At 63.4% G+C, this 21,936-nt stretch carries 19 protein-coding genes and 1 tRNA gene; 13 read left to right on the top strand and 7 right to left on the bottom strand.

Annotated elements, in window-relative coordinates:
• Window positions 1–79 precede the first annotated feature (79 nt).
• Together phnN and E6B08_RS22025 are read left to right on the top strand one after the other, a co-directional pair.
• Window positions 80–670, top strand: a complete 591-nt coding sequence (gene phnN / locus E6B08_RS22030) for a phosphonate metabolism protein/1,5-bisphosphokinase (PRPP-forming) PhnN (RefSeq protein WP_136915951.1) — start codon at window positions 80–82, stop codon at window positions 668–670.
• Between the two features lie 228 nt (window positions 671–898).
• Window positions 899–975 (top strand) — tRNA-Arg (locus E6B08_RS22025).
• Between the two features lie 11 nt (window positions 976–986).
• Here E6B08_RS22025 and E6B08_RS22020 read toward each other — a convergent pair.
• Complete coding sequence (locus tag E6B08_RS22020) at window positions 987–2,510, bottom strand: J domain-containing protein (RefSeq protein ID WP_136915950.1); 1,524 nt, start codon at window positions 2,508–2,510, stop codon at window positions 987–989.
• A 261-nt stretch (window positions 2,511–2,771) separates the two neighbouring features.
• On the opposite strand from E6B08_RS22020, the gene E6B08_RS22015 reads away from it, so the two are divergent.
• The 3 genes from E6B08_RS22015 (at window position 2,772) to E6B08_RS22005 (ending at window position 5,841) form a co-directional block, all read left to right on the top strand.
• Window positions 2,772–3,680, top strand: a complete 909-nt coding sequence (locus E6B08_RS22015) for a hypothetical protein (protein ID WP_136915949.1) — start codon at window positions 2,772–2,774, stop codon at window positions 3,678–3,680.
• Window positions 3,681–3,767: 87 nt separating this feature from the next.
• The gene (locus E6B08_RS22010) at window positions 3,768–4,751 is read left to right on the top strand and encodes a YiiG family protein (RefSeq protein ID WP_238349254.1); all 984 of its coding nucleotides are present in this window, start codon (window positions 3,768–3,770) and stop codon (window positions 4,749–4,751) included.
• A 349-nt stretch (window positions 4,752–5,100) separates the two neighbouring features.
• A complete protein-coding gene (locus tag E6B08_RS22005; RefSeq protein WP_136915947.1) occupies window positions 5,101–5,841 on the top strand; it encodes a sulfite exporter TauE/SafE family protein in 741 nt (246 codons plus the stop codon).
• 185 nt (window positions 5,842–6,026) lie between these two features.
• Here E6B08_RS22005 and E6B08_RS22000 read toward each other — a convergent pair whose 3' ends face one another.
• Window positions 6,027–7,079, bottom strand: coding sequence for a proline racemase family protein (locus E6B08_RS22000; protein WP_136915946.1), 1,053 nt, complete (start codon window positions 7,077–7,079; stop codon window positions 6,027–6,029).
• A 418-nt stretch (window positions 7,080–7,497) separates the two neighbouring features.
• Here E6B08_RS22000 and E6B08_RS31210 point away from each other — a divergent pair, with 418 nt between their 5' ends.
• The 6 genes from E6B08_RS31210 (at window position 7,498) to E6B08_RS21970 (ending at window position 14,499) form a co-directional block, all read left to right on the top strand.
• Entirely contained in the window at window positions 7,498–7,680 is a 183-nt protein-coding gene (locus E6B08_RS31210) for a cupin domain-containing protein (RefSeq protein WP_238349253.1), read from the top strand.
• A gap of 11 nt (window positions 7,681–7,691) precedes the next feature.
• Window positions 7,692–8,033 (top strand): RidA family protein, encoded by a 342-nt coding sequence (locus tag E6B08_RS21990; protein WP_136915945.1) that lies wholly within the window; start codon window positions 7,692–7,694, stop codon window positions 8,031–8,033.
• Window positions 8,034–9,012: 979 nt separating this feature from the next.
• Window positions 9,013–10,404: an NAD(P)/FAD-dependent oxidoreductase gene (locus E6B08_RS21985; RefSeq protein ID WP_136915944.1), complete on the top strand. Its 1,392-nt coding sequence runs from the start codon at window positions 9,013–9,015 to the stop codon at window positions 10,402–10,404.
• A 10-nt stretch (window positions 10,405–10,414) separates the two neighbouring features.
• Complete coding sequence (locus tag E6B08_RS21980; protein WP_136915943.1) at window positions 10,415–11,380, top strand: NAD(P)-dependent oxidoreductase; 966 nt, start codon at window positions 10,415–10,417, stop codon at window positions 11,378–11,380.
• Window positions 11,377–12,828 carry an aldehyde dehydrogenase family protein gene (locus E6B08_RS21975; RefSeq protein WP_136915942.1) on the top strand — a complete coding sequence of 484 codons (1,452 nt, stop codon included), beginning with the start codon at window positions 11,377–11,379 and terminating at the stop codon, window positions 12,826–12,828. Before E6B08_RS21980 ends, E6B08_RS21975 begins: the two co-directional genes overlap by 4 nt.
• Before the next feature lie 342 nt (window positions 12,829–13,170).
• Window positions 13,171–14,499: an MFS transporter gene (locus E6B08_RS21970; protein ID WP_136915941.1), complete on the top strand. Its 1,329-nt coding sequence runs from the start codon at window positions 13,171–13,173 to the stop codon at window positions 14,497–14,499.
• Here the strand turns inward: E6B08_RS21970 and E6B08_RS21965 are convergent, their stop codons facing one another.
• Window positions 14,500–15,408, bottom strand: a complete 909-nt coding sequence (locus tag E6B08_RS21965; RefSeq protein WP_136915940.1) for a LysR family transcriptional regulator — start codon at window positions 15,406–15,408, stop codon at window positions 14,500–14,502.
• A gap of 87 nt (window positions 15,409–15,495) precedes the next feature.
• On the opposite strand from E6B08_RS21965, the gene E6B08_RS21960 reads away from it, so the two are divergent.
• Complete coding sequence (locus E6B08_RS21960) at window positions 15,496–16,002, top strand: SRPBCC domain-containing protein (protein WP_136915939.1); 507 nt, start codon at window positions 15,496–15,498, stop codon at window positions 16,000–16,002.
• 26 nt (window positions 16,003–16,028) lie between these two features.
• On the opposite strand, the gene lpdA is transcribed toward E6B08_RS21960, so the two are convergent.
• From lpdA to E6B08_RS21940, 4 genes are read right to left on the bottom strand one after another with little or no spacing between them, the layout of a single operon-like run.
• The gene (lpdA, locus tag E6B08_RS21955; RefSeq protein ID WP_136915938.1) at window positions 16,029–17,408 is read right to left on the bottom strand and encodes a dihydrolipoyl dehydrogenase; all 1,380 of its coding nucleotides are present in this window, start codon (window positions 17,406–17,408) and stop codon (window positions 16,029–16,031) included.
• 2 nt (window positions 17,409–17,410) lie between these two features.
• The gene (locus tag E6B08_RS21950; protein ID WP_136915937.1) at window positions 17,411–18,697 is read right to left on the bottom strand and encodes a dihydrolipoamide acetyltransferase family protein; all 1,287 of its coding nucleotides are present in this window, start codon (window positions 18,695–18,697) and stop codon (window positions 17,411–17,413) included.
• The gene (locus E6B08_RS21945) at window positions 18,698–19,756 is read right to left on the bottom strand and encodes an alpha-ketoacid dehydrogenase subunit beta (RefSeq protein ID WP_136915936.1); all 1,059 of its coding nucleotides are present in this window, start codon (window positions 19,754–19,756) and stop codon (window positions 18,698–18,700) included.
• A gap of 1 nt (window position 19,757) precedes the next feature.
• The gene (locus tag E6B08_RS21940; RefSeq protein ID WP_136915935.1) at window positions 19,758–20,990 is read right to left on the bottom strand and encodes a 3-methyl-2-oxobutanoate dehydrogenase (2-methylpropanoyl-transferring) subunit alpha; all 1,233 of its coding nucleotides are present in this window, start codon (window positions 20,988–20,990) and stop codon (window positions 19,758–19,760) included.
• 197 nt (window positions 20,991–21,187) lie between these two features.
• Here E6B08_RS21940 and bkdR point away from each other — a divergent pair, with 197 nt between their 5' ends.
• Window positions 21,188–21,673, top strand: coding sequence for a Bkd operon transcriptional regulator BkdR (gene bkdR, locus E6B08_RS21935; RefSeq protein ID WP_054891915.1), 486 nt, complete (start codon window positions 21,188–21,190; stop codon window positions 21,671–21,673).
• Window positions 21,674–21,936: the final 263 nt, after the last annotated feature.

Raw genomic sequence — 21,936 nt, 5'->3', positions numbered from 1 at the left:
TCAAAAATGGGTAAAACGCAGCAAAGGTCCCGGAAAAGCCCTAGAATGCGCGGGTTTTCTCTCATAGAGCATAGTGGCTATGCAACATGATGCAAGCGATAGCTGTTTCCATTCAGCACGCCTGATATTTTTGGTGGGACCTTCCGGCTCGGGTAAGGATTCGCTAATCGATGCAGCCCGTCCTCGCCTGGCCGCTGCCGGGGTGAAAATTGCCCGGCGAGTCATCACCCGCTCGGCCGAATCCAAAGGCGAAGCTGCACAAGGCGTCACCCCGGAGGTCTTCGAGGCGATGCTTGCAGCGGGTGAGTTCGCCATGCACTGGCGGGCCAATGGCCTGGATTATGGGATACCCGCGCAAGTCGACCAATGGCTCGCGGACGGGCATGTGGTGCTGGTGAATGGTTCCCGGGCGTACCTTGGCGAGGCGCGCCAGCGCTATCCGGACCTGGTGGCGATTCGTCTTGAAGTACGCCCGGAGATCTTGCGTCAGCGCCTGCTCGCCCGCGGGCGAGAAAACGCGGCGCAGGTGGAGCAACGCTTGGCGCGGGGCGCCTCGCTGCAGGGCGAGGTAGAGACGGATGTGCATCGGTTGGATAATTCGGACGCGTTGGAGGTTGCTGTCGAGGCGCTGATCGAGCTGTTGGAGAGTGAAGGGGTGATCCGCAACTGAAGGTGTCGCCGCCGGCCTCTTCGTGGCGGTTCGGCGCCCCGATAAACCCTCTCCTGCAGGAACTTCACCGTTCATGAAATCGGCGGCATACCTGGAGCGGGTTCACCCGCGAAGAGGCCGCCATTGTCGTCAGAAAATTCGCCTGCTGGCGATCCAGGCATGACAAACGGCATCCCGCTGGTTAAGATGCTCGCCGTCCTGTCGCTCGGCCTCCAGGCCCGGCAAAATGTCTCAGTAGCTCAATTGGATAGAGCATCCCCCTCCTAAGGGGAAGGTTGCAGGTTCAAATCCTGCCTGGGACGCCACGCTTCTCCCCTCAGCTGTACATCCCGTGCAACCGCACGTAACCGATCACTCCCACCATCGTGCTGCAGAACAACCACTGCAACGGGCTCAAACCGGCCATTCGGTAGATCGCCTGCAACGGCTTGCGCCAGCGATATTGCCGATGCTGCGGAGCCATCCCTGCCGGCTGCAGCACACCGATGACACCGGTCAGCACATAGGTCGCCAGGCCAAGCACGCCGAGCCAGCTCCAGATCACCAAGCCCAGACCCAGCAAGGGGCCGGCGTTGCGGATGATCAGGTAGCGGCGGTCGCGGCTGATGCCTTTCTTCACGCACCAAGCGCTTACGCGCAGGTCGACATCGCGTAGGCTCGACGCCACGTCGTCCCAGAGGCCCAGCAACCACGAGCCGACCTTGGCTCCCAACAGGGCCGCGAGGACATACACGGGCAGCATGAGCAGCGTCACGGCCAGGCCGGTTTCGGGCAGGCCCTTGAGGGCAAGCGCAATGGTCAGCACGGCAGCAGTGCGCTTGGTTCCGTAGGGTGCGTCTTTGGGTTCGATCAGCTTTTTCCAGAACCACGCGTCATGCATGGGGAACATGCCCAGCATGTCGGCAAAGCGCGTCGAAAAGGCTTCGGAGAGCCGTTCGCAGGCCCGCCAGTCGGCCTCGTCGAAACCTGAGACCAGTGCCTTTTGCCGTTCAGGCTGCTGCGCTAGCAGAAACAGCGCGGCAGCATTGGCTTGCGCGCTGGGTTCGAGCTCGCGGCCATCCGCCAGCGCTTGCAACGCAGCGAGCCAGGTACGCTGTTCGCATCGCCTGTGCAGCCCATGCCACTGTGCTTCGGCGATCGGAGGGGCGGCGCCTGGAATGTTCCAGGCGAATACCCGGCAGACATCCTCGAACAACGCGGGCGGCCATTGTTCATCGGTGTGCAACAGGTTCAGCACATGCACCTGCAGCGCCTGGTGCCGCGAGAACTCGCCCAGCCAGCCTTGGCGACAGGCGCGGGCCAGGCATTCGATAAAGTGCGCATGTTCACCAGCACCGATGTATCGCTCAAGGCTGGCATGCAACTCATTGGCGAGTCGCGCGGCCAGGCGTTGCTGCTGGAGTTCACTGGTTGCAAACGGCTGCCAAGGGGTCAGCCACTGGCGCTGCTCCAACCCCCACTGCAGCAGATTCGGATGGGCCACTGGCGACTCCAGGCAGCGCCTGAACAGCAAGGGTTCTACGACACGTTCGATACCCTTTGCCTTGGCCTCGGACCAGGTTCGCTCGACTGCGCCATCGTCGAACCCTTCAAGTAGCAGTAGCGCTTGCTCGAGGGCTGAAGTCGCAGCCGGTTGAGGGGGAGCGGGGCTGGTGGTTGCGAGCAGCTCGGCCGCCGGTACAGCGGTGCGCTCCTCACGTACCGAATGCAGGGCTTGCTCATAGGCTTCACGCAACCGCTGGAACGCCACCGGATCTTCATCGGGTCGGGTGACCTTGAGCAGCTTGGCGTATTGCCGCTTGATGCTGCGCTCGTCAGCGTCGGGGGATAATTCCAGCACTTGCCAACATCGAGGGATCTGCATCGTTGTCCTTTCAATTGCGCAAGTATCCGCGCACGTCCTTTTGCCCAGAGTGAGAGCTGGAGCCCAAAAATACAATTAAGCCGCATTTGACCGAACTTAATCGATCGCCAGCGTTCTAGGATACCGCTCCGGGCTGATGGCAATGTGTCAGCAGTTCCCGCCGAAATGCCGCGTGAAACCGCGCAACCAGCCTGGATGGCAGAGTTCCAACCGACACTTACAGGGATGCAACCTCTCATGCAGCAGACTTCCAATCAAGCGCCCGCAACGGGGCCAATGGTCGGCCATTACCACTATGGCAAGGCGGCCAAGATCTTCGTCATCATCCTGGCTGCAACGATGCTGTTGCTGGCGGGCGCCATTCTCTACTTCAGCACGCTCTTGCCGGCCAATGACAGCGGCCCTGTGGAGTTCACCACTTCCAGCGGTTCGACCATGCGCTTCAATGGCCAGGTCTCGCTGCTGTACTTCACCAGCGGTTTGCTGGCCGTGCTGGCGCTGGGCGTCTCGGCGCTCTACGCCTGGCACAGCCGCTACCGGCACAGCAGCTATGAGCTGTATGAAAAAGGCGTTGCCTACACCACCAAGGGTGTGCGCACCTATGTGCCGTTCACTGAAATCGAAGACCTCTACCTGTTCAGTTCCGGCCAGACGGTGATGACCGGCATGGTGACCAACCTGGCCTTCCGGCGTAACGCCAGCGAGCCGTTCCACCGGGTGATCGAGCCGCTCAAGCGCTTTTTCGAGTTCCAGCAGTTGTTCCGCGAGCTGTATCTCGCTGCGCGCCAGCCAGCGGTCCTGCAGACGTTGCAGGCGGGCGGGGCGGTGACGTTCAAGTACATCGCCACCGGCGAGGTCTGGCGCAAGCGTATCAGTGGCAACTTCCTCGACGCCAAGACCTTGCCCATCGTGGTTTCCAGAGACCATCTGCAAGTGCAGGGGAGTGAGGTGTCGATCGCGTCGCTGCGTAGCCTGGACACCAGCAACTGGTCCGAGAAGATCACCCTCAAGGATGCCTCTGGCAAGACCGTGCTGTCGACCGTGGCCACCGGCATCATGAACATGGACCTGTTCCTCAACACCCTCGGGCTGCTGATGGAAGATACCGTCGGGCAAGCGCCACAAGCGGCTTCCAGCCAGGCCTGAAGACTCGCCTGGGCGCCGCAGGGCGAGCGCCCGGGCCAACGGCAATCGGATGGTCCGATCGCCCATCGCTCAATAAGGATGAATGCAGTGCAAGCGAAGAATGTATGGGTAGGGATGCTGGTCGCGATGGGGATCCTGCTTGGCGGCTGTGACAATGGCGAGGCGCCGCGCAATGCGTCCGTAACCCAAGGGCAAGGCGAGCAGGAAGCGCCGAGCGCCGAGCAGATCGAGATCGAGAAATACAACTTCTATGTCGACGCCGCGAACCGTGGTGGCAATTTCGGCGCCATCCTGGAAAAGCGCCGCAGCGAGTATGCGAAGGATCTGAAATCGGACAAGCCACTGTCCGATTACTACCTTTTCAGCGCCTATGACATCAGCGGCCTGCGCGACAACCTGACCCAGGCCCTGGCCCTGTCGTCGCCAATGCCCGAGCTAGACGAGCCGGCCAAGGCAATGCTGGTGGCACTGGAGAAGCTCGCGCCGATCCACGCAGACCTCGCCAACTATGCCGACTCCAAAGGCTACCTGGCCGATGGCGGGAAAAAGGCCAAGGAAATGGAGCCCGCGCTGGACGCGGCCATCGAGGCGGTTGCCGTGGAGCAGGACAAGTTCTACGAGGGCCTGGGCAAGCGCGATGAGATCAACACCCAGCAAGCGTTCGACAACGCCGAGAAGGACTCGCTGGATTACTACCGCGCCGGCATCGTGCTGTATGCCAAGCAGTCGGTGCGCCTGTCCAAGGACTTCTATCAGTCGGCGGGCAAGGAGGAAACGGCCAAGCCGTTCGAGGAAAGCCTGAACAAGACCGCGCAGATGATCGAGGGCTGGGACAAGCAGGCCAAGGCCGAGAATCCTCCGCTCAAATGCACCGTCTTGCTGAGCGACCTGAATCGCTTCGTCGGCAAGGGGCGTGAGTCCATCGCCAACGCCCGCAAGGGCGGTTACAAGTACGATGAACAACGCCAGATGATGTGGAAGAACAACAACCCGATCAAGATGGATGCCGATTGGTTTGCGCGCTTCTATGACTCGGTCATCAACGGTATGAACGCCACGCGTTGCAGCTAAGCGTTTCAGTACGGCAAGGCGGTCGCATCCAATGCTGTTCACTTAAGCTCTACATCACCCGCATTGGGGCCGCCTTGCGGCCCTTTCGCGACACAAGGCCGCTCCCACATTGTCCATGCCTGCCCTGTAGATAGGGGCTTTCACGGTCATTGTGGGAGCGGCCTTGTGTCGCGAAAGGGCTGCGCAGCAGCCCCAGCATTCTTAAGTGAACAGTTAGTCGCAAGGGCCGCTTTTTCATGTTTTAGGGCACGTCCGTTCTATCCCCGCCTGACTGCTTCTGACACTCTGCTACATCGTCCCCGCTCCCTTTCTCTCATGTCCTTGCGCCGATGGCGCGCAGAGTTCACCCATGGTCTCCCAGTTGCTGTTCGTCTCGCCTGCTGTCACCGCCTATGCGCTCGGCTGTGTGTTCGTTGCCGCGCTCGCCCGGGGTTTCTCCGGGTTTGGCTTCACCTTGTTGGCGATCATGTCGCTGTCGTTCGTCTTGCCGCTGTCGACCATCGTGCCGGCGATGTTCGTGCTGGAGATTGCCGCAGGGCTCAAGCTATTGCCTTCGATCTGGGGGCATGTGCATTGGCGGTCCATCCGCGTGCTGGTCATCACCTCGATCCTGGCAACGCCGGTGGGGGCCTATCTGCTGGCCAGCCTGCCGGTTAACTACGTGAAAGTGATTCTGGCGGTGCTGATCGTGATCTGCTGCCTTGCCTTGATCACGGGCTTCAAGCTGCAGCGTATGCCTTCGTTCCTGCAGACCGCGGCCACCGGTGCCGGGGCAGGAGTGCTCAATGGCTCCCTGGGGCTGGGCGGGCCGCCGGTCATCGTGTTCTTCCTTGGCTCGCCGTTGGCACTGGAGGCGGGGCGGGCATCGATCATCGCGGCGTTCCTCGCCATGGACGTGGCGGCACTGCCTGCGTTCTGGGCGCTCGACCTGTTCGGCCGCGACGCGCTGCACCTGGGCCTGATGAGCCTGCCGGTGCTGGTGCTGGGCGTGTGGCTGGGGGCACGCATGGCGCAGCGGGTGGAGGAGGCGCTGGCGCGCAAGATCATCATCGTATTTTTGCTGTTGCTGGCGCTGGGCAGCTTTATCTAGGCGCAGGAAAAGTGCCCTAAAATTGGGGCCGCGTCGCGGCCCATCGCGACACGAGGCCGCTCCCACAATGACCGTGAAAGCACCTGTCTACAGGGCAAGCACGGACAATGTGGGAGCGGCCTCGTGTCGCGATGGGCTGCGCAGCAGCCCCGGCATTCTCAGGTTTTGCATGGGTGGCAAGTGGGTCAGGCCCAGATGTCGCCGATGGTGAAGCCTTCGGTGAACGGATCGTCATGGTCCAGCACGAAGGTGTTCAGGCCGTAGATCCAGCTGGTACCGGTGACGGTCGGCACCACTGCCTCGTGCTGGCCGATGGTGGTTTCCTCGATCAGGCGGCCGGTGTAGATGTTGCCCAGTATGCCCTGATGGCGGAAATCCCGGCCCAGCGGCAGTTCGCCTTTGGCATGCAAGGTCGCCATTTTCGCGCTAGTGCCGGTGCCGCATGGGCAGCGGTCAAGGGCGCCGGTCCAGGTTGCCGGGTCATCCCACGAGAACGTGCCAGATGACATGGTGACGGTGTTCTTCCAGTCGGCTTTTGGATCGTCGGAGGGCCCGGACAGCTGCGAGATGGTGATGCCTACGCCAGGATAATCCGGGTGGGCGACCGGCAGTTGTTCGATGGCCGCCTCGCGAATCATCGACGAAACGCGGGCGATTTCGCCGCCGTGCTCGGGCTTGAGTTCCAGGCCTTTGAATTGGCGCACGTCGGCGATGACGTAGAACATGCCACCCCAGCCGACATCGACGCGGACCTTGCCGAGGTGGGGCACGTCGATGACTGCATCGAGATGGGCAGCGAAGGCGGGTACGTTCTGGAAAGTGACGCCTTTGACCTTGCCGTTCTCGCACTGGGCCTTGATGCGGATGAGGCCGGCGGGGGCTTCGAGGGTCAGTTCGGTCAGGGGTTCTTTCATCGGCAGCATGCCCATCTCCAGCAGCACGGTGACTACCGAGATGGTGTTGCCGCCGGACATCACCGGGTACTCGATCTGCTCCATGATGACATAGCCTGCGTCGGCCTCGGGGTGGCAGGGCGGCACGATGATGTTGCAGCAGTGCGCCGGGTAGCCGCGTGGTTCGCGCAGCATCAGCTTGCGCAGCTGGTCGTCATTCTCCTCCAGCCATTTCATCTTGGCGTACACGGTATCGCCAGGAATGTGCGGGACGCCGCCGGTGATCACCCGCATCGGGGTGCCGGCGTGGGTGTCGACCGCGTGGATGGTTCTCTTGAAGGCCATGGGGAGCTCCAGCTTATTGGTGATAGGGTGCGGGTCCCGGCACTTTCTCATCCTTGATTCTCCCTGCCCTATAAGAAATGGGACAGCTCATGTGAGGTTCGCGCAAGAGCAGTCCAGAGTACCCTCCGGCGCCAGGAGGATTGCGCCATGGGGGAGATTCGTACCAGTAGTTGTCCCAGACCTTATAGTGGCAAGGCCGTGCGCTTGGCACAGTGAACGCCTGCAGAATGTAGCCATCCGAGGAGTGTTTCATGAGCCAAGTTCTTACCGTCGTTCGCCAAGCCGCCGAGTCCACCTTGAGTGAAATGGCCCGGCCAAGCTGCCGATCGGCGAGCCTGTCGCCTGTGCAGCGACCGGCCAGCATCAGGCGGACGATGCCGTCAATGCCAGCATTGGCGTGTGGGAAAGCACTCCCGGGGTGTTTCGTCGTCATCTGAAGAACCGCGAGTTCAGCCACATCGTCAGCGGCGCCTGCACCTTCACCCCGGATGGCGGTGAGCCGGTCGAGCTGCGTGCCGGCGATGCGGTGCTGTTCCCGGAAAACTGCGAAGGGGTGTGGACTATCCACGAGACCCTGCGCAAGACCTACGTGCTGTTCTGAGGAGGCGGTCCATGATCGAGCGCATCAACCCTGGCAAGCGTGCCAGCCAGCTGGTGATCATCGATGGCCGCATCGAGACCTCGGGCATCGTCGCCGAGGACCTCGACGGCGACATCGCTGAGCAGACCCGTTGCGTGCTGCGTCAGCTGGAGGCGTGGCTGGGGCAGGTCGGGGCGACCAAGGCCAACCTGTCGCGGATGCAGATCTGGCTGGCAGACATGGGCGAGTTTGCTGGCATGAACGAGGTCTATGATGCCTGGGTCGGCGATGCGCCACCGGTGCGCGCTTGCGTTGGCGCGCCGTTGGCCGCGGCGGGGTACCGTATCGAGATCCAGGCCTTCGGGCAACTTTGACAGCGACGCGTCGACAAGCCGTTTTTTTGGGGCTTCACTGATTCGTGGGGGCTGGGGTTTGGGCTTTGGGATTGGGTGGTTGGTCCGAGGAATGTAGCGGCGCTACTGGCCCCTTCCGCCTTTACGGCGGGTCCCTTTTTTCTTGGAAAAAGGGACGCAAAACCGCTTGCTCCCACATACGGCCCCTACGCTGCGCTTCGGGGTTCCCTCGCTTCGGCGGCTTGCGGGCCCGCGCGGCCTACGACTTGCTCCGCAAGTCTACGTCTCGCGCCTCCGGCTACGCCGGAGGGTGCTGCGCACCTGGCCCTCCAGCCGCCTACGCTCGGCCTCCTGAGGTCGCGGGTAGATCAAGATCAAAAGCAAGATCAACAGCCAGAGCAACGGCAGGCGAATCGCTGCGCTCTCGCGGTTTACCTATCGCTTTGTGTTGGAGCGGCTAATGCGATCTGTCTTTCGAAGATAACGCCAGTGCAGGCGCCGCCCCTAACTTCGCGACGTCAGGAGGCCGAGCGTAGGCGCCTGTAGGGCCAGGTGCGCAGCACCCTTCGGCGTAGCCGAAGGCGCGAGATGTAGACTTGCGGAGCAAGTCGTAGGCCGCGCGGGCCCGGAAGGCGCCGTAGCGAGGGGACCCGTAGCGCAGCGGAGGGCCGGATGCAGGAGCGAGCGGTTTTGCGTCCCTTTTGCCAAGACAAAAGGGACCCGCCGTAAAGGCGGAAGGGGCCAGTAGCGCCGCTACACACAATGGATCCGCTCACGATCTCAATGCCAAGCCAAGCCAAGCCAAGCCAAGCCAAGCCAAGCCAAGCCAAGCCAAGCCAAGCCAAGCCAAGCCAAGCTCAGCCTCCCCAGCCAGGACAAAAGGTAGTCCCAGGGCGTGCTTCTACCATCAATTGTCATGCTCGTTACAGCGAGGCTCGCCTGCGACTGCGCATCATGTTGCCAAAACCAACATGCTCTCTCGCTCAAAGGCACCAACACTATGTACCGTGGATTCTGGTATGCCCAGGCACTCGACCTGGATAGCGATCTCGCCCCTGCCTTGCAGGACTCGATTCAAGCGGACGTCTGCATCGTCGGTGGCGGTTTTCTCGGTTTGTGGTCGGCCATCCGCCTGAAGCAGGCACACCCGGAAAAAACCATCGTCATCGTCGAACGTGACCGCTGCGGTTCCGGTGCCAGTGGCCGCAACGGCGGCATCGCCACCAACTGGTGGGGCAAGTACCTGTCGGTGCGGACCATCTGCGGTGACGTCGAGGCCCGGCGCATCTGCGAAGCAGCGGAGTCGGCCATCGACGAAATCGGCAGCTTCTGCCAGGAGCACGGCATCGACGCCCAGTACCGCAAGGACGGTTGGCTGTGGACCGCCACCAACCAACGGCAGATGAACTCCTGGCGCGTGCTCACCGACGGCCTGCAAAAGCTCGATGTGAACCCGTTCCAAGAAATGGACCGCGAGACCATTCGTGGCCGGGTCGGCTCGCCGCTGGTGCTGGGCGGCATCTACGACCCCAACGCCGCCACCGTGCAGCCGGCCATGCTGGCGCGCGGCTTGCGCCGGGTGGCGCTGAAACTGGGGGTGAGGATCTTCGAGAAATCGCCGTTCACCCACCTGGTGCGTGGCAAGCACCCGGTCGTGCATACCGCCCAGGGGCATGTGAAGGCCAACCACGTGGTGCTGGCGCTCAACGCCTGGGGCGCGCAGTTCCCCGAGCTGCGCCGGATGATCGCGATCATGTCCAGCGACATGGTGGCGACCGCGCCAGTGAAGGCCAAGCTCGACGCCATCGGCTTCAGCCGCGGTGAATGCATGACCGACTCGCGCACCGTACTCAACTACTGGCGTAACACCCCGGACGGCCGGGTGGTGTTCGGCAAGCCGCTGGGCCAGTTCGCCTACGCCGGGCGCATCGGTAACCTGTACGAGAAGCCATCGCCGGCTGCGGACAAGGTCGCTGCCGAACTGCGTCGGCTGTACCCCCAGCTCGAGGACGTGCCGGTGGTCAGCAGCTGGACCGGGCCGATCGACCGCGCCATGAAAGGCCTGCCCAATTTCGGCTACCTCGATCATCACCAGACCGTCAGCTACGGCATCGGCTTCTCCGGCAACGGCGTCGCCACCACGGTATTCGCCAGCCGCATCATCAAGTCGCTGGCCACCCATGCCAACGACGAGTGGGCCAACTGTGGCCTGGTCAACCAGAAGATGAAGTTGCTGCCGCCAGAGCCGTTCCGTTTCTTCGGCGCACACATGGTGCGTGATGCGCTGGTACGCAAGGAGTCCCTGGAAGACCACGACGAGGACGCCGGCTTCATCACCCGCCAGTTGGTCGGCATGGCTCCGGCCGGCTATGTCCCTGCACAGAAAAAATAAGATCAGGATCATGACCGAACATATCGTTTTTCTCGACGACGACGGGCTTGCCGCCTCGACGCGCCTCAAGCGTCCCGACTGCGAACATACCTGGCAGCAGTTTGCCTACACCCACCCCGACCAGGTGCTCGAGCACCTGCGCGATGCCACCGTGGCCTTGACCTGCAGCGTGCCCCTGCGCGAGGAACACCTGCGCCAGTTGCCCAAGCTGAAGATGATCTCGTTGGCGTTGACCGGGCGTGACATCGTCGATGTCGACTACTGCGATGCCCATGGCATCGAAGTCTCCAGCGTGCCGGGCTACGCCGCCAATACCGTGGCCGAGCACAGCATGGCGATGATGCTCGAGCTGTTCCGTCGCCCAGTGGCGTTCAGCCGCCTGATGCGCAAGGTGCAGGCTGGGCAGGCCGAGTACAAGAACATCTATTTCGACCACCGCATCCGCGATGTGCGTGGCAAGCAGATGGCGATCATCGGTAGCGGGCCGATTGCCCTGCGCCTGGCGGAACTGGCCCGTGCTTTCGGCATGGACGTGCTGTTCGAGGACCGTGGTGGCAAGCGCCGAGGCGCCGATTGCCGCCCCTTGGCCAGCCTGCTCAAGAGCTGTGACGTGCTGTCGATCAATGCGCCGCTGACCCCGGAAACCTACGACCTGGTCGGCGCCGAGCAGCTGGCGCTGATGAAGCCCGATGCCCTGGTGATCAACACCGGGCGTGGCGGCATCGTCAACGAGGCGGCGCTGATCGATGCCTTGCGCAACGACCGCCTTGGCGGTGTGGCGCTGGACGTGGTCGAAGTCGAGCCGTTGCACCCGAGCAACCCGCTGTTCCAGCTCATCGACCGCGACGATTTCATCCTCAATCCACACATTGCCTGGAGCAGCGAGGATGCCATGCAGCAATTGATGGATCGCGCCGTCGACAACATCACCGATTACGTTGCACGCAACACTGAAAAAAGGATTCGCAGCGCATGACCATCGCCACCAAGAGCAGCTTCGTCGACGGCGTCTTCGTCCCCCTGGACAGCGGCGCCGACATCCTCGAGAACCGCAATCCGTCCAATCCCGGCGAGGTGATCGAGCGTTTCGTGCGCGCCGACCAGACCCTGACCGAACAGGCCATTGCCGCCGCCCGCAGGGCCCAGCCTGAATGGGCGCACAGCAACCCGCAGCGGCGTGCCGATGCACTGGACTTCATCGGTAGCGAGATCCTTGCCCGCCGTGAAGAACTGGCGACCTTGCTGGCGCGCGAGGAAGGCAAGATCGTCCGCGAAGCCCTTGGCGAGGTTGACCGCGCCGGTCGCTCGTTCAAGTTCTACGCCCAGGAAGCGCTGCGCGCCGAAGGCGAAAAATATCAATCGGTGCGCCAGGACGTTGGCATCGATGTATTCAGCCAGCCATTGGGCGTGGTCGGCATCATCGCGCCGTGGAACTTCCCGATTGCCATCCCGGCCTGGAAGATCGCCCCGGCGCTGTGCTTCGGCAACTGCGTGGTGTTCAAGCCTGCCGAACTGGTGCCGTCTTCGGCCTGGGCCCTGGCCGAGATCATCTCGCGAGCCGGCCTGCCGGACGGTGTGTTCAACATGCTGATCGGCCCGGGCCGCAGCGTAGGCGACACGATCATCCGCTCGCCGCAGGTCGATGGCATCAGTTTCACCGGGTCCGAACATACAGGCCGGCAGATCGCCAGGCTGGCCGCCGAAGGCATGAAGAAAGTCCAGCTGGAAATGGGCGGCAAGAACCCGCTGGTGGTGCTGGACGATGCCGATCTGGAGCAAGCGGTCGACGTGGCGCTCAACGGCTCGTTCTACAGCACCGGCCAGCGTTGCACCGCCAGTTCGCGGGTCATCGTCACCGAAGGCATTCATGACGCCTTCGTCACGCGTCTGACCGAGCGTACCCAGGCGCTAAAGGTGGGCGATGCGTTGCAGGCCAGCACCGACATCGGCCCGGTGGTCGACGCTCGCCAGCTGGAGCAGAACCTTTCGTACGTGGCCAGTGGCGTCGAGCAGGGCGCCCGACTGGTATGGGGTGGCGAGCGTATCGAGAACCCGGCAGGTGCCTATCTTTTCACCCCGGCGCTGTTCACCGAGGTGACTGCGCAGATGCGTATCTACCGCGAGGAAATCTTCGGGCCGGTGCTCAGCGTGCTCAAGGTGCGTGACTATGAAGAGGCTTTCGCCGCTGCCGAGGACACTCAGTTTGGTTTGTCGGCGGGTATCGTCACGACTTCGCTGCGACATGCAGAGCACTTCAAGCGCAATAGCTCGGCGGGGATGGTGATGGTCAACCTGCCCACCGCGGGTGTCGACTACCACGTGCCGTTCGGTGGCAATGGAGCATCCAGTTTGGGCTCGCGTGAGCAAGGCACTCATGCGCGTCAGTTTTTTACTCGCGTCAAAACCACCTACCAACTGGCCTGACAGGGCCTCATCGCCGGCAAGCCGGCTCCTACAGGTACGCCGCCGTGAGGTACCTGTAGGAGCGGGTTTACCCGCGAATGCGACCTCGCAGGCGACACAGGATCACCCCATTCAACCCCTGGCCGGGATCTCGCATTCTTTGAGGTAATCCTCCTATTTCTTCAACTCATGCACGCTTACTCTGCTGTCACGCAAGTGAGTGCGCACACGCTTCGTAATAGCCGTACCGCCGGCTTTCAACATTCTAAAAACAATAGATGGACTCAAAGTCTGCCATCGCCCCTGCGTGCGCGTGGCATTCGACGAGCCGTCTGCATTGCGCAGCAAAAGAGGCAACAGAACGTGACCAATAATCATAAGATTTCATTAGAAGACGCGCCGCTTAACAGTTTCCATAAAAAGTTGGCGATCTATTCATCGGGTGCACCGTTTCTCGATGGATATATCCTCAGCATCATCGGTGTCGTTCTGCTTCAACTCAGCCAGGCCTTGCAACTTAGCGCCCTCGAAGAAGGCATGGTGGCCGCCGCTTCGTTGATTGGCATGTTCTTCGGCGGCTTCGTCGGCGGTCTGTTCACCGACAAGCTCGGGCGCAAGACCTTGTACGTGCTGGTGCTGGTCGCCCTGGCGGTATTTTCCCTCGGCCAGTTCTGGGTCACCTCTGCGGCAGCGTTGATCGGGCTGCGCTTTTTGCTGGGCGTCGCGATCGGCGCCGACCATCCGCTGGCCACTTCGCTACTGGCCGAATTCCTGCCCAAGAAACAACGCGGCTCGCTCCTCGCCAGCCTGGTGATGATGTGGTTCGTCGGTGCTGCGGCGGCCTACGTCGCCGGTGAGTTCATCCTGCGGACCATGGGCCCGGAAGCCTGGCGCTGGGCGCTGGCCAGTGCGGTTGTGCCGGCAGTGTTGTTCCTGGTGATGCGCGCCGGTACCCCGGAGTCGGCACGCTGGCTGCTGAGCAAAGGCCGCACCGCCGAAGCTGACCAGGTGATCAAGCGGGTCTATGGTGACAAGTTCTCCATCGCTGACCTGCCTGAGCCGGTGTCCGAGCGCCGCGTGTCGGTGTGGCAATTGTTCCACTCGCACTATGGCAAGCGCATCTTCTTCGTCAGCATTTTCTGGACGTGTTCGATCATTCCCCAGTTCGCCATCTATGCCTTCGCGCCGAAAATCCTCGCCGCGATGGGGCTGACAGGGGACCTGGCGGCCTGGGGCGCGGTGGCGATCACCATCATCTTCGTGCTCGGCTGCCTGCTCGGGGTGAAACTGATCAACCCTCTGGGCCGCCGGCGCATGCTCATCCACAGTTTCCTCTGGTCCGGCCTGGCCTTGCTCCTGCTGGGTCTGTATCCCGATGGTGCGGGCTTCGTGACCCTGGCGCTGTTCGGCAGCTACGCGCTGTTCATCGGCGGGGCGCAGGTGCTGCAGTACGTCTATCCGAACGAGCTGTTCCCAACGCAAGTGCGCGGCACGGCCGTAGGCCTGGCCACCTCGTTGTCGCGCATCGGTGCGGCGGTCGGTACCTACCTGGTGCCGATGTCGCTGTCGTCGATCGGCATTGCCAACACCATGATCGTTGCCTTCGGTATCTCGATGGTAGGCCTGTTCTTCACCTGGCAGATGGCACCGGAAACCCGTTCGCTCGACCTGGCGGCGGCGAGCGCCGCCTGATCAGGCAAGCGCTTGGCAGGTATCGCGCAGCAGGGCGCGGACCCAACGCTGGCCTGGGTCGCGGTGGGTGCGCTCATGCCAGGCGAGGGTCTTGCTGAAGCCGGGGATGTCCAGGGGCGGCTGGCAGATGCGCAAGCCCGGCTGAAGCTGGGCGAGCCGCCTGGGAATCACGGCGATCAGGTCGCTGCCCAGGAGAATATCGGGCAAGGCCAGGAAGCTGGTGATCGAGACCGTGACCCGGCGACTTCTTCCCACACGTGCCAGGGCCTCGTCGGTAACGCCATGGAAGGCATTGCCGGTCGAGGAGACCAAGGCATGATCCAACGCGCAAAACCGTTCGAGACTCAGGCGTTCGCCTTGCGCATCGGGGTGGTCGGAGCGCATCGCGCAGACATAGTGCTCCTCGAACAGCGGCACCGCATGCAGATCGGGGGTGAGGGTCTGTGGCGTGAGCAGCGCCAGGTCGACATCGCCGCGTTCAAGTTGGCCAGGCAACGCCTGATCGTCGATCGGCTGCACTGTGACGCGCATGTTCGGCGCCTGCGGGCGCAGCGCTCGCAAGAACGGTATCACCACTGCACTCAAGGCGTAATCGGTGGCGGCCAGGCGCACGGTCGACGTGGCCGTGGCCGGGTCGAAGGCTTCGGGTTGCAGCATCGTTGCCACGTCGGCCAGCAATTGCTTGACCGGCACGGCCAGTTGCTCGGCGCGCAAGGTGGGCACGATGCCGCGTTGCGCCCGCACGAACAGTGGGTCGTCGAAGTGTTCACGCAGCCGGTTGAGCATCCCGCTCACCGCCGGCTGGGTGAGTGCCAGACGTGCGGCGGCGCGGGTCACGCTGCGCTCATCGAGCAATGCGTCGAGGGTCTTGAGCAGGTTGAGGTCGAGTGTCCTGATATCAGATTTCATGATGCTCTGGATAAAACATGATGATTGGCGTGATTTCACGCTAGCAGCCATGCTTTGCGTAGTCCATAGCACCCGAGGGATCCACTGATGAACGCAATCCTCTGGCCGGAAGGCTTCGTACCCGGCTTTACCGACAATTTCGCTTCCAATGAAGTCATCGTCGCCGGGTTGTCGGCTGCCCAGGTTTGGCCGTTGCTTAGTTTCGCCGAGCGCTGGCCGGGCTACTATGCCAACTCGGCGAACGTGCGCTTCTACGATGGCGCTGGCCCGGAACTCAAGGCCGGCACCCGTTTCTACTTCGAGACCTTCGGTTTCCCGGTCGAGGCGCAGTGCACCGAGTACCAGGCGCCTGCCGCCGGCGAGCCGGGCCGCATCGCCTGGCATGGCTGGGCAGGTGAGGGCGAGACACGCCTGGATGTGCACCATGCCTGGCTGGTCGAGGATATGCCCGGCGGGCGTGTGCGCATCCTCACCCAGGAAACTCAGAACGGGAACCCCGCCAAGGAATTGGCTCGGACCAAGCCCAATCCGATGATCAACGGCCATCAGGCGTGGCTGGACGGCTTGGTCGAAGCCGCTGCGAAAGGGGCTTGATGCGGCTCGTCGGCGATCAGCCCGGCTCAGATATGCAACGCATGCCCCAACGCACGCAGCGCCGCTTCCTGCACCGCTTCGCCCAGGGTCGGATGGGCATGGATGGTGCCGGCGATGTCTTCCAGGCGCGCGCCCATTTCCAACGACTGGGCGAATGCCGTGGACAGCTCCGAAACCGCCACCCCGACCGCCTGCCATCCGACGATCAGGTGGTTGTCCCGCCGCGCCACCACCCTGACGAAGCCGCTCTTGGCCTCCAGGCTCATGGCCCGCCCGTTGGCGGCGAACGGGAACTGCGCGACGATGCAGTCCAGGCCGTGCTGGCTGGCCTGCTCGGGCGTGGCCCCGACCACCACTACTTCCGGATCGGTGAAGCACACCGCGGCAATCGCGCTGGGCTCGAAGCGTCGTGCCTTGCCGGCGATGATCTCGGCGACCATCTCACCCTGGGCCATGGCGCGGTGCGCCAGCATCGGCTCGCCAGCGACGTCGCCGATGGCCCAGACGTTGTGCATGCTGGTCTGGCAGCGGGCGTCGATGGCGATTGCCGCGCCGTTCATCTTCAGCTCCAGGGATTCCAGGTTGTAGCCCTGGGTGCGCGGGCGGCGGCCCACGGCCACCAGGACCCGGTCGGCCTCCAGGCGCAGTTGCCCGCCCTGGCCGTCGCCGGCCAGCAGGCAACCGTCGGCGTAACCTTCGACGCTGTGCCCAAGGTGCAGCGCGATGCCCAGCTTCTTCAGCGACTCGGCCACCGGCGCTGTGAGTTCGCTGTCGTAGGTCGGCAGGATGCGGTCACGGGCTTCCACCACGCTGACCTCGGCTCCCAGCTTGCGGTAGGCGATGCCCAGCTCCAGGCCGATGTAGCCGCCGCCGACCACCACCAGATGCTTGGGTAGCGACTCGGGCGCCAGCGCCTCGGTGGACGAAATCACCGGCCCGCCGAGGGGCAGCAACGGCAGTTCGACGCTGTTCGAACCGGTGGCCAGCAGCAGGTGCTCGCACTGGATACGCTGACCGTCGACCTCGACATGCTTGCCGTCGAGGATCTTCGCCCAGCCATGGATAACCTTGACGCCGTGCTTTTTCAGCAAGGCCGCGACGCCGGTGGTCAGGCGGTCGACGATGCCGTCCTTCCAGGCCACGCTCTGGCCGATGTCCAGGCGTGGCGAGGTGACGCTGATGCCCAGCGGCGATTGCCCGGCCTGGCGGGTGGCCTGGTGGAACTGCTCGGCCACGTGGATCAGCGCCTTGGAGGGAATGCAGCCGATGTTCAGGCAGGTACCGCCCAGGGCCTGGCCCTCGACCAGCACGGTGGGAATACCCAGTTGCCCGGCGCGGATGGCGGCCACGTAGCCGCCAGGGCCGCCACCGATAATCAGCAGGGTGGTGTCGATGATCGGTTGCATGGTCACTCCACGAACAGGCAGGCGGGTTGTTCGAGCAGGCCGCGCACGGCCTGGATGAACAAGGCGGCATCCATGCCATCGACCACCCGGTGGTCGAACGAGCTGGACAGGTTCATCATCTTGCGCACGACGATCTGGCCGTCGATCACCATTGGCCGTTCGACGATGCGATTGACGCCGACGATCGCCACTTCCGGCGTATTGACCACCGGCGTGCTGACGATGCCGCCCAGGGCGCCGAGGCTGGTCAGGGTGATGGTCGAGCCGGACAACGCCTCGCGGCTGGCCTTGTTGCTGCGCGCCGCCGTGGCCAGGCGGGATATCTCGCCGGCATTGGCCCACAGGCTGCCCGCCTCGGCATGGCGCAGTACCGGCACCATCAGGCCGTTGTCGCCCTGGGTGGCGATGCCCACGTGCACCGCGCCGTGGCGGGTGATGACCTGGGCTTCGTCGTCATAGGTGGCGTTGATCTGCGGGAAATCGCGCAGGGCGACCACCAGCGCACGCACCAGGAACGGCAACAGGGTCAGCTTGCCGCGGCTGTCGCCGTGCTTGGCATTGAGTTGCTGGCGCAGGGCTTCGAGGGCGGTGACGTCGATTTCCTCGACGTAGCTGAAGTGTGCGACCCGGCGCTTGGCATCCTGCATGCGCTGGGCGATCTTGCGGCGCAGGCCGATGACCGGCACCTGCTCGCTGTCGGTACGCTTGGCGTAGCCGCTTGGGGCTTGTCCGGCACTACTCTGCGGCTTGCTCATGAAGGCATCGAGGTCTTCATGCAGGATGCGCCCGGCCGGGCCGCTGCCATGCACGTAGCGCAGCTCGATACCCGCATCCAGTGCACGCTTGCGCACGGCTGGCGAAGCCAATGGCTTGTCGCCTGCCTGGCGCGGCACGATCGGCGCGGCGACAGGTTCGCCAGGCGCCGGGTAGGCCACCGGTTGTGGTTGCGGTGGTTGGGGCTGAGGTTGAGATTGTGGCTTGGCCGCCTCGGTGGCCGGAGCGGCCTCGACCGGCTTGGCCTGGGGGATGTCGACGTGGTTGCCGCTGCCTTCGACCTCGATGCGGATCAGCTCGCTGCCCACGGCCATCACCTCACCGGGCTGGCCACCCAGGGCCAGCACCTTGCCGCTGACCGGCGAGGGGATTTCCACGGTGGCCTTGTCGGTCATGACATCGGCCACCACCTGGTCTTCGGCGATGACGTCGCCGACCTTGACGAACCATTCCACCAGTTCGACCTGCGCGATGCCTTCGCCAATGTCCGGCATCTTGATGACGTGTGTGCCCATTCAGACCTCCATGACCCGTTTCAATGCCGCACCGACCCGCGCCGGCCCTGGGAAGTAAGCCCATTCCTGGGCATGCGGGTAGGGGGTGTCCCAACCGGTGACGCGCTCGATCGGCGCTTCGAGGTGATGGAAGCAGTGCTCCTGGACCAGCGACACCAGCTCGGCACCGAAGCCGCAGGTGCGCGTGGCTTCGTGCACCACCACGCAGCGGCCGGTCTTGCGTACCGAGGCGACGATGGTTTCCAGGTCCAGCGGCCACAGGCTGCGCAGGTCGATGACTTCGGCATCGACGCCGCTTTCCTCGGCGGCCACCTGGGCCACGTACACCGTGGTGCCGTAGGTCAGCACGGTAACGTCGTTGCCGGGGCGAGTGATCGCCGCCTTGTCCAGCGGCACCGTGTAGTAGCCATCGGGCACGGCGCTCTGCGGATGCTTGGCCCACGGGGTTACCGGACGGTCGTGGTGGCCGTCGAACGGGCCGTTGTACAGGCGCTTGGGTTCGAGGAATATCACCGGGTCATCGCATTCGATCGAGGCGATGAGCAGGCCTTTGGCGTCATAGGGGTTGGACGGCATTACCGTGCGTAGCCCGCAGACCTGGGTGAACATCGCTTCCGGGCTCTGGCTGTGGGTCTGGCCGCCATAGATGCCGCCGCCGCAGGGCATGCGCAGGGTCAGCGGGGCGATGAACTCGCCGGCCGAGCGATAGCGCAGGCGGGCAAGTTCGGAGACGATCTGGTCGGAGGCGGGGTAGAAATAGTCGGCGAACTGGATTTCCACCACGGGGCGCAGGCCATAGGCACCCATGCCCACGGCGGTGCCGACGATGCCGCTCTCGGAGATCGGCGCGTCGAACACGCGCGACTTGCCGTACTTTTTCTGCAAGCCTTCGGTGCAGCGGAACACGCCGCCGAAGTAACCGACGTCCTGGCCGTAGATCACCGTGTTGTCGTCGCGTTCGAGCATGATGTCCATGGCCGAGCGCAGGGCCTGGATCATGGTCATGGTGGTGGTGGCCATGGCGGTTTCCGGGTCGATGCTGTTGGTGTGGTCGTTCATCTCAAACCCCCAGTTCCTGGCGCTGGCGGCGCAGGTGGTCGGGCATGTCCTTGTACACGTCCTCGAACATCGAGGCGGCGCTGGGGATATGGCCATTGGCAAGGGTGCCGTACTGCTCGGCCTCCTTCTGCGCGGCGACCACGGCGGCTTCGAGCTCGGCAGTAGTGGCCTGGTGTTCTTCCTCGGACCAGTGGCCGATGGCGATCAGGTGCTGCTTCAGGCGGGCGATCGGGTCGCCCAGCGGGAAGTGGCTCCAGTCGTCGGCGGGGCGGTATTTGGACGGGTCGTCGGAGGTCGAGTGCGGGCCTGCGCGGTAGGTGACCCATTCGATCAAGCTCGGGCCCAGGCCACGGCGGGCGCGCTCGGCGGCCCAGCGCGAGGCGGCGTACACGGCGACGAAGTCGTTGCCGTCGACCCGCAGCGAGGCGATGCCGCAGCCCACGCCACGGCCCGCGAAGGTGGTGGCCTCACCCCCGGCGATGGCCTGGAAGGTGGAGATCGCCCACTGGTTGTTGACCACGTTGAGGATCACCGGCGCCCGGTACACGTGGGCGAAGGTCAGGGCGGTGTGGAAGTCCGACTCGGCGGTGGCGCCATCGCCGATCCAGGCCGAGGCGATCTTGGTATCGCCCTTGATCGCCGAGGCCATGGCCCAGCCGACCGCCTGCACGAACTGGGTCGCCAGGTTGCCGCTGATGGTGAAGAAACCGGCCTCGCGTACCGAATACATGATCGGCAGCTGGCGGCCCTTGAGCGGGTCGCGCTCGTTGGACAGCAGCTGGCAGATCATCTCCACCAGCGACACGTCGCGGGCCATGAGGATGCTCTGCTGGCGGTAGGTGGGGAAGCACATGTCGGTGCGGTTGAGCGCCAGGGCCTGGGCGCTGCCGATGGCCTCTTCGCCCAGGCTCTGCATGTAGAACGACATCTTCTTCTGGCGCTGGGCGACCACCATGCGGCTGTCGAAGATGCGCGTCTTGAGCATGGCGCGCATGCCCTGGCGGAGAATCTGCGGGTCGATGTCCTCGGCCCAGGGGCCCAGGGCGTTGCCATGCTCGTCGAGCACGCGGACCAGGCTTTTGGACAGGTCGGCGGTATCGGCGGCATCGACGTCGATGGGCGGTTTGCGAACTTGACCCGCGTCGTTCAGGCGCAGGTAGGAGAAATCGGTCTGGCAGCCTGGCCGGCCTGTGGGCTCGGGCACATGCAAACGCAGGGGGGCGTACTCGTTCATGCTGTTTACGCTCGCTCGAATGTTGTTTTTGTGAGCTTTGAAACGGCCGCTGCTGGCTGCAGGCTCGTGACTGGCAGGTCAGCGTTGATTACATCTTAGAGGGACGGCAGGAGAATTTTTCTCTCATGTTGGTTGCCTTTGCCGACGAGCGCAGATAAACATTCCCTATAAACACAAAAAACCGGTGAATTTGTCTCATGCGTAAGCTCGACCGTACCGATATCGGCATCCTCAACAGCCTTCAGGAAAACGCCCGCATCACCAACGCCGAGCTGGCGCGTTCGGTGAACCTGTCGCCGACCCCGTGTTTCAACCGGGTCAAGGCCATGGAGGAGCTGGGGGTGATCCGCCAGCAGGTGACGTTGTTGTCGCCCGAAGTGCTGGGGCTGGATGTGAACGTGTTCATTCATGTGAGCTTGGAAAAGCAGGTCGAGCAGTCGTTGCATCGTTTCGAGGAGGAAATCGCCGAGCGGCCGGAAGTGATGGAGTGCTACCTGATGACGGGTGACCCGGATTACCTGCTGCGCGTGCTGCTGCCGAGCATCCAGGCGCTGGAGCGGTTTCTCGATTACCTGACGCGGCTGCCGGGCGTGGCCAACATTCGCTCGAGCTTTGCCTTGAAGCAGGTGCGGTACAAGACTGCGTTGCCGTTGCCGGCCAATGGGATGACATTGCGGGAATAGGATAAGCCTGGGCCGGCCCTTTCGCGGGCAAGCCCGCGCCCACAGGATGGGTGCAATGTTCGGAACCGGCAGTGTCTCTGTAGGAGCGGGCTTGCCCGCGAAAGGGCCGGCCCAGACAACCCTGGCCGCTTGATAACCCGATCATCCCCAGCCTATGTTGTTGCCAGCCCCCAACGACAAGGACAAGCGTCATGACCACCAGCAGACCGCGTTCGCTCGCCGAGCAGCTCAAGGGCATCGACCAGGTCGAATGCGTCACCCCC

Source organism: Pseudomonas putida (assembly GCF_005080685.1).
GTDB lineage: Bacteria > Pseudomonadota > Gammaproteobacteria > Pseudomonadales > Pseudomonadaceae > Aquipseudomonas > Aquipseudomonas putida_V.
This window is presented reverse-complemented; position numbering and strand designations above follow the sequence as displayed.